General features: G+C 27.1%; 7 protein-coding genes and 1 pseudogene. 1 reads left to right on the top strand and 7 read right to left on the bottom strand.

From position 1 onward, the window contains the following. Positions 1–120 precede the first annotated feature (120 nt). The 7 genes from CP960_RS05545 to CP960_RS05575 form a co-directional block, all read right to left on the bottom strand. Positions 121–1032 (bottom strand): 5-oxoprolinase subunit C family protein, encoded by a 912-nt coding sequence (locus CP960_RS05545; protein WP_101184424.1) that lies wholly within the window; start codon positions 1030–1032, stop codon positions 121–123. After that, entirely contained in the window at positions 1029–1703 is a 675-nt protein-coding gene (pxpB, locus tag CP960_RS05550; RefSeq protein ID WP_101184425.1) for a 5-oxoprolinase subunit PxpB, read from the bottom strand. Before pxpB ends, CP960_RS05545 begins: the two co-directional genes overlap by 4 nt. Position 1704: 1 nt before the next feature. Then, positions 1705–2439, bottom strand: a complete 735-nt coding sequence (locus CP960_RS05555; RefSeq protein ID WP_101184426.1) for a 5-oxoprolinase subunit PxpA — start codon at positions 2437–2439, stop codon at positions 1705–1707. A 35-nt stretch (positions 2440–2474) separates the two neighbouring features. After that, positions 2475–3812, bottom strand: coding sequence for a TRAP transporter large permease (locus CP960_RS05560; protein WP_101184427.1), 1338 nt, complete (start codon positions 3810–3812; stop codon positions 2475–2477). Next, complete coding sequence (locus CP960_RS05565; RefSeq protein ID WP_101184428.1) at positions 3802–4287, bottom strand: TRAP transporter small permease subunit; 486 nt, start codon at positions 4285–4287, stop codon at positions 3802–3804. The genes CP960_RS05560 and CP960_RS05565 overlap by 11 nt, the downstream gene beginning before the upstream one ends. A 6-nt stretch (positions 4288–4293) precedes the next feature. Then, positions 4294–5250, bottom strand: coding sequence for a TRAP transporter substrate-binding protein (locus CP960_RS05570; protein ID WP_101184429.1), 957 nt, complete (start codon positions 5248–5250; stop codon positions 4294–4296). Positions 5251–5332: 82 nt separating this feature from the next. After that, positions 5333–6016 carry a response regulator transcription factor gene (locus CP960_RS05575; RefSeq protein WP_101184430.1) on the bottom strand — a complete coding sequence of 228 codons (684 nt, stop codon included), beginning with the start codon at positions 6014–6016 and terminating at the stop codon, positions 5333–5335. 180 nt (positions 6017–6196) lie between these two features. Here CP960_RS05575 and CP960_RS05580 point away from each other — a divergent pair. After that, a pseudogene (locus CP960_RS05580) lies at positions 6197–7509 on the top strand (hypothetical protein); the annotation flags it as partial.

A 7509-nucleotide genomic window follows, 5' to 3' on the forward strand; every position in this document is an offset into this window, starting at 1 on the left:
TAAAGATATGTTTATAAATGCACACTTAGCTCAAAATATAAAACATGATGTTACTAGTCAAAAAGATTACTCATCAAGATTTATGATTCAAGCTGGTTGGGTATTTTAAGTTTTTAAAGCTTAGTTAAAAGAGTTATAAAACTCTTTTAACTTCTTTTGTGCTTTTTCAATAGATATTTGTTTAAATCTTATTTTTGTATTTGGTTTTGCTTGAGCTAATTTAAAGCAATCAATACTTAAAACACTACCAATTTTAGGATAACCACCAATTGTTTGTCTATCTTTTAAAAGTATAATAGGTTGTCCATCACTTGGAATTTGTATTGCTCCAAAGCTTATTCCCTCAGATACAATACCATCAATATCACACTTTATTGGTTCACCTTTTAGTTTGCACCCCATTCTATTAAACTCATTTGATACTGTAAACTCACTTGAAAAAAACTTCTGTTTTTCTTTAGCAGAGAAAGACTCTTCTTGATAAGATAAAACAACTCTTAGTAAAAGTGTATCTTCATACTTTGGATGAAAAATATCTTTTAATCTTGAAGTATGATGTAAAGTATGGGAGTTTATTTTTAAAATATCACCTTTTTGTAATCTATTTGCATTTAAGCCACCAAGATTTTCTTTTATTGTAGTTGAATAGCTTCCAAACTCTTTTTTTATTTTAAAGCCATCTTTTACAGCAAGATATACTTTTGATCCTTCTAAAAATTTTCCAATTTTAACAATATCTCCAACTTTTAGATTATGTGTTTGCCAAATTTTTTTAGGCTCATTGTTTATAAATAATTCACAAAAAGCTCCAGTTACTGCAATTTGAGTATTTGTATTTGCTTTAAACTCAACATTTGCAAAAGCTATTTCTATAATATTCTCATCTTTTTTATTACCTAAAAGCATATTTGCAATATAGTAAGCATACTCATCCATAACACCTGCATGTGTTACACCTATGTGTGTATATGAAAATCTTCCTTTATCTTGAATCGTTGCAAAAATTGGAGTATTGATAATCTCTAAACTCATAAAACTCCTCCTTGTTTTAAAAACTGCTCTTTTGAAATTGGATTAAATTTCACCCTATCTCCCACACTAATAGGAGATAAAGTCTGTAAACTTTTATCAAAAAATTCAAAAGCAGTTCTTCCTACAATATTCCAACCTCCTGGACTAGCTTGTGGGTAAACAGCTGTTTGTGTATTTGCAATTGCAACACTTCCTTTTGGAATACTTTTTCTTGGAGTACTTAATCTAGGAAGAGCAATGCTCTCATCAACACTTGCTAAATATCCAAAACCTGGTAAGAATCCTATTGCATACACATCATAAGTTTTATCTGAATGAATTTTTATAATTTGCTCTATACTTAAACCTGTTTTTTCACTCATACTTTGTAAATCTAATCCAACTTCAACTCCATAATAAACATCAATAGTAATTAGTTTTGAGTTATCTTCTATTTTATTATCTAAGTTAATTGTATCTTCTAGTATGTTTTTAATAGTTTCATAATCATATGTAAAAATATCATATGTTATTAAAATTGAAGTATATGATGGAACTATTTCTATAACTCCATCAAGGTTTACTTTTTTTAAGCAAAGATAAGCATTTTTTACTTTTTTTGCTATATCTTTATCAATTTTATCTCCAAAATAGATAATTACTGAATCAACTGAGGCTACTTTTATTTCCATTTTAAATCAATGCTTTTCTTAATAGTTTTATAAAGTCTAAGGCCTTTTCATTATCTCCATGCACACATAAACTATCTACTTCTAAAAATAGTCTATTACTATTTACACTATTTATATAGCCTTTTTCTTTAAGTGTTGAGATTCTTTGAGCAACTTCAAGCTCATCATGAATCACCGCGTCATCTCTCATTCTTGATACAAGCGTTCCGTCATCATTATAGTTTCTATCTGCAAATACTTCATATAATAAATTTATTCCATAAAAAAGTGCAGTATGCTTATAACTTTCATTTTTAGGACTTGATAAAATCATAAGTTTTATATTTTTATCAAAAGATGAAATTGCACTTAAAATTGCTTTGAATATATTTTCATCTTTCATCATATCATTATATAAAGCCCCATGAGGTTTTACATAAGAAATAGCTGTTCCATGTGCTTTACAAAATGCATTTAGTGCACCTAGTTGATATAAAATTATAGATTTTATCTCTTCAAGTGAACATCTTATGCTTCTTCTTCCAAAACCAACTAAGTCTTGATATGCAGGATGTGCACCTATTGTTACATTATACTTCTTTGCCAATGCAACTGATTTATTCATAGTCAAAGCATCACTAGCATGGAAACCACAAGCAAGATTTGCCATATCTATATATGGCATAATTTGCTCATCATATCCCATTTTCCAGATACCAAAACTCTCACCCATATCGCAGTTTAATCTAATATTCATAACTTCATCCTATAAATTGTGATACTATATTATATCTAACCTATCATTTTATTTGGTAAGAAGAATACTAATTCAGGGAAAAATGTAATTAATGCAACTGTTATAATCATAATTATAAAAAATGGAAAAGTTGCTTTTAGTATTGTTTCAATCTTTTCATTACTTATACCTTGAATCACAAATAGTGAAAATCCAACTGGAGGTGTTATTTGTGCCATTTCTACCATAAATACTAAGAAGATACCAAACCATAGTGGGTCATATCCTGCTAAAACAACAATAGGTAATACAATTGGTAAAGTCATTACAACAATAGAAATTGCTTCTAATATCATTCCTAAAATAATATACATAATACCAATTAATAAAATAAGCATTAAAGGACTTAATCCAAGACCTGTAATAAACTCACTCATTGCCCTTGCTATTCCTAAAAATCCAATAACTTGAGATAAGAAAACTGCACCTGCAATAATAAATCCAATCATTACAGATGTTTTTACACTATTTAATATTGCATTTTTTAATATTTCTAAAGATAAAGCTTTAAAATAAAAAGCTAAAAGTAATGAACCTAAAATACCTAAAGCTGCCGCTTCTGTTGGAGTTGCAAAACCTCCATAGATTGAACCTAAAACTAACCCAATAAGTGAAAATATAGGAGCTAAATCTTTTAGTGAGTATAGCTTATCTTTAAAAGTATATTTTTCATCATCATTTGGCATAACATTTTCTTTATCTGTTGTTGCTTTATACATAATATAAAAAGAGTATAAAGTAGCAAGTAATAACCCAGGAATTAACCCAGCAACAAAAAGTTTACCAATAGAAACATCAGATAAAACTCCATATATAATCATTATAAGTGAAGGTGGAATTAAATATCCAAGTGTACCAGAACCTGCAAGTGAACCCATTGCTAAAGTTTTAGAGTATCCCCTACTTTGAAGTTCATCAAGAGTTATTTTACCAACAGTAGCAGTAGTAGCAGCACTAGAACCTGATACTGCTGCAAAAAGAGAACAAGCTGCAACATTTACATGTAAAAGTTTACCTGGAATATGAGTAAGCCATGGTTTTAAGCCATTTAATAATCTTGTTGAGATTGAAGACTTATATAAAATTTCACCCATTAAAATAAACATTGGAAGAGCTGCAAGTGACCAAGAGTTTAAAGCATCATAAAGTGAAGATGCAAGTAAATCTCCAATTTTATCATATACACTTATTACAGGAGGAAGATTATGGTCAAATAAAAGCATTCCTATTATTCCTGTTAACATCAATGAAATACCAATCCAAATAGACGATAACAAAAATACAAACATAATTACGATTAAAACAATTGATAATATTAGTGGATCAGCTATCATGTGTAAATCCTTTAAAAATAAATAGTATTACTGCTAAAATAAATATTGCAATTCCTAAAGGCATTGCTAATTGAGTTAAATAAATTGGTGTTTCAGAAACATTTTCTGAAACCATTTCAAACTCATATGAATCATAAGTAAGTAATACTGTTCTATAAAATGCAAATAGCAATACACCAAGTGTGATAACTGCTGCGAATATATCTATTTTTTTATTTGCTTTTTTAGAAAGCTTTGAAGTAACTATATTAATTCTAATATGACTATCACTACTAAAAGTATAAGCAAGTCCAAAAAAGATTGAAGCTAAATAGAGGTATCCACTATATTCGTCTGCAATCATTGTTGAAATATCAAAAAATGATCTTAGAAAAATCTCCAATAAAATTAGTGATACTAATATTATCAATAAAAGTCCTGATAAATAAGCTCCCCCTTTTGAGAGCCTATCTATAAAATTACTTAAAATATTCATGAACAATTACTTTCTATATTCTTTAAAGATTTTTTTAATATCTTTATTTGCATCATCAAGATATTCAGTTAAAAGTTTTAAAGCTATTTCATCTAGCTCTTTTTTAAGCTTAGGACTAGCTTCTTTTACTTTCATACCATTTTTTCTTAATATTTCTAAAGAAGTCTTATCTTCAAGTTTTACAGCTTCCCATTGTGCTTTTTCAATCTCTTTTGCTGCTTTTAAAACTGCTTTTTGTTGATTTTTATTTAAAGCATTCCAATAGTCTAAATTAATTGTAACAGCTTGTAAAGGATAAGCATAATTTATTTTTGTATAATTGCCTAATACTTCCCAAAACTTGCCATCTTTTCCAGAGCTTGAAGAAGTTACAACAGAATCAACCATTCCAGTTCTAAGTGATGAATAAACCTCTCCCCAAGGTAAAGCAACTGCATTTCCTCCTGCAAGATTTACAAAAGATGCAGAATTTTTATCATAAGTTCTTGTTTTTACACCTTTAAAATCTACTATTGAATCAATCTGTTTTTTTGAATAAAAACCACTTGCAGGCCAAGTTACTGAATAAAGTAGTTTTTGATTCCATTTTCTTGCTGTTTTTTCATAAGCTTTTTTTGATAATTGATATAATCTGTAAGCATCATCATATGAATTTGCGATAAATGGAAGTGCTGAAATTCCAAAAACTTTTCCTCCACCTGAAGTAAAAGGAATAAACATATCTGTCATTGCTACTGTCCCATCTTTTACTGCTTTTAAAGGATTACCTTTAATAAGTGCACTACCAGAATGTACAGTAATATCTACACTTCCTTTAGAGTATTCTTTTACTAGTGCAGCAAATTTTTCAGCACCTTGTGTATGAAAATTGTTTGCTCCATATTTTGCGTTTAAATCCATCTTCATGTTTCCCGCAAATACAGCAGTTGCAAGAGATGCAATTAATAAACTTTTCTTGAACATTTAAGACTCCTTTTGATTTTATTAAGGAATCATAACTTCTTCTAGTGAGAAAAAAGTGAGTTTTTTGTGACTTATGTGTAATTTATGTACTTTTTAGCTTATATCCTTCTTGAGGAACATTTAGTAAAATATCTTCAGGTAATCTTTGTCTAAACTCTTTTATAAATGTTTTTAAAGCACTCATACTCATAGTTTTATCCCTCCATAAATACTCTTCTATTAAATCGTAAGTTAAAACTCTATTTCTATTTTCATATAGTAGTATTAAAAACTCTTTATCTCTTTTTCTAAGACTAATTATTTCATCACCATAATATAACTCTCTTGACTCCATATGAAAAACTAACTTAGGAGTAATATGTAACTTTAATGTTAACTTTGAGGCAAGTGCTTTAATTATCCCATTTAAAAGTGATTCAGAGTTAACAGGTTTTAAAATATATTGATTTACATTTAAATTAATCAATTCAAACAAATACTCTTCATTGCTATATGCTGTTACCATTATTACTATTGTATTAAAATCATCTTTTCTAATTTTTTCAATAAGGGCAATTCCATTATTTTTTGGCATTTCAATATCACTTAATACAATAGAGGGTTTATACTCTAAATATAAGTCATAGCCTTCACTTACACTTGAAGCAGAATAAACCTCTTTAAAGTAGTACTTAAGGGTATTTACTAGCCGTTTACGAATTCCTTCTTCATCTTCTACACAAAGTATTGTATAATTATTTAGTTGTTCTAATAACTCTTTTTTCATTAAAAACCTTTACTCAAAAATATATTATATAATTAATTAAAATTAACTTTTAACACTTTTTTATAAACCATTTTTTTATTATTTTTATGTATAATCCCAACTTATAAAATCAATTGATTTACTAAGAAGTATAAACTATCTTAATTATAACCACAAAACAATTCCCCAAAGGACGTAAAAATGAGCATCAAACAAAAACTAATAGCAATAAGTGCAATGGCTTTATTTGGATTTATCGCACTAATTTTATTAGAAACCTATAGTGCAAGCCAAATGAAAAAACTTTCAGATGCACAACTTTTAGTTGAACAAATAAAAACAAATCAATATGTATTAAGAAAAAATGAAAAAGATTTCTTAGGAAGAAAAGATATAAAATATATAAAAATAGTAAATGATACTTATGAAAAAATTAAAATAGATGTAAATAAATTAAATGCTATTTTAGTTGATTTAAAAGTAAATAGTTCATATGATGAAGAGTTTTTAGAGATTATTACTTCATACAAAAACATCTTTAATAAACTTGCACAAAAACAAAAAGAGATTGGACTTCATAAAAAAGATGCTTTATATGGAAGTTTAAGAAATAGTGTTCATAAAGTACAAGACTATGCAAAAAAAGCCAATGATTTTAAACTATTAGCATTGGTTTATGAATTAAGAAAAGAAGAAAAAGATTTTATGTTAAGATATGAAAAAAAATATATTCAAAGATTTAATACTAAAATAGATAGTTTAATCTCAAGTTTAGATAATATTGAAATTATTACATATTTAAAAGAGTATAAAAAAGATTTTTTAGCATTAGGTGAAGCTGAAATAAAAAAAGGTCTTACAGTAAACTCAGGTTTATTAGGAGAACTTAGAAAAACTATCTACTCTACAAATACAAGTGTAAAAAATCTTGAACAACTTATTTTAAAAACAGTAGATAGTAAAAAAAGTTTTATTACTACACTACTAAATATTATTACAATTATAATTGCATTGTTAATTATTGCTACTTTATATTATGTTGGAAGCTCAATTATTAAAGCATTAAAAGATTTTGACCAAGGATTAAACTCTTTTTTCAAATATTTAAATAATGAAACTTTAGATGTAAAACTTTTAGATGAAAGTAAAAATGATGAAATAGGTAAAATGTCTAAAATCATAAATGAAAATATAAAACTAACTAAAAAAGCAATTGAAGAAGATAAAGCTCTAATTTTAGATGTAACAAATATTACAGCAAAAGTAAAAAAAGGATATATAAACCAACAAATTACAGCATCAACAAATAACCACTCTTTAAATGAGTTAAAAAATGAGATAAATGAAATGTTAAAAACATTAAATAGTAATATTTCTTCTATTTCAGTAGTGCTAAAAGAGTTTAGTAATTATAAATTTACAAGCAAAGTAGATAGTAGTGGAATACAAGGAGATATGAAAGAGTTTATAGAGAATGTAAACTTCTTAACAGGAGAGATATCAGGACTATTAAA

The organism is Malaciobacter halophilus, assembly GCF_002837275.1.
In the GTDB taxonomy this organism is placed as follows: Bacteria; Campylobacterota; Campylobacteria; order Campylobacterales; family Arcobacteraceae; genus Malaciobacter; species Malaciobacter halophilus.

Excerpts from the sequence above, each read along its gene's own strand:
- CP960_RS05570 (WP_101184429.1), bottom strand. The coding sequence starts at position 5,250 with ATGTTCAAGAAAAGTTTATTAATTGCATCTCTTGCAACTGCTGTATTT.
- CP960_RS05555 (WP_101184426.1), bottom strand. The coding sequence starts at position 2,439 with ATGAATATTAGATTAAACTGCGATATGGGTGAGAGTTTTGGTATCTGG.
- CP960_RS05545 (WP_101184424.1), bottom strand. The coding sequence starts at position 1,032 with ATGAGTTTAGAGATTATCAATACTCCAATTTTTGCAACGATTCAAGAT.
- CP960_RS05560 (WP_101184427.1), bottom strand. The coding sequence starts at position 3,812 with ATGATAGCTGATCCACTAATATTATCAATTGTTTTAATCGTAATTATG.
- pxpB (WP_101184425.1), bottom strand. The coding sequence starts at position 1,703 with ATGGAAATAAAAGTAGCCTCAGTTGATTCAGTAATTATCTATTTTGGA.
- CP960_RS05575 (WP_101184430.1), bottom strand. The coding sequence starts at position 6,016 with ATGAAAAAAGAGTTATTAGAACAACTAAATAATTATACAATACTTTGT.
- CP960_RS05565 (WP_101184428.1), bottom strand. The coding sequence starts at position 4,287 with ATGAATATTTTAAGTAATTTTATAGATAGGCTCTCAAAAGGGGGAGCT.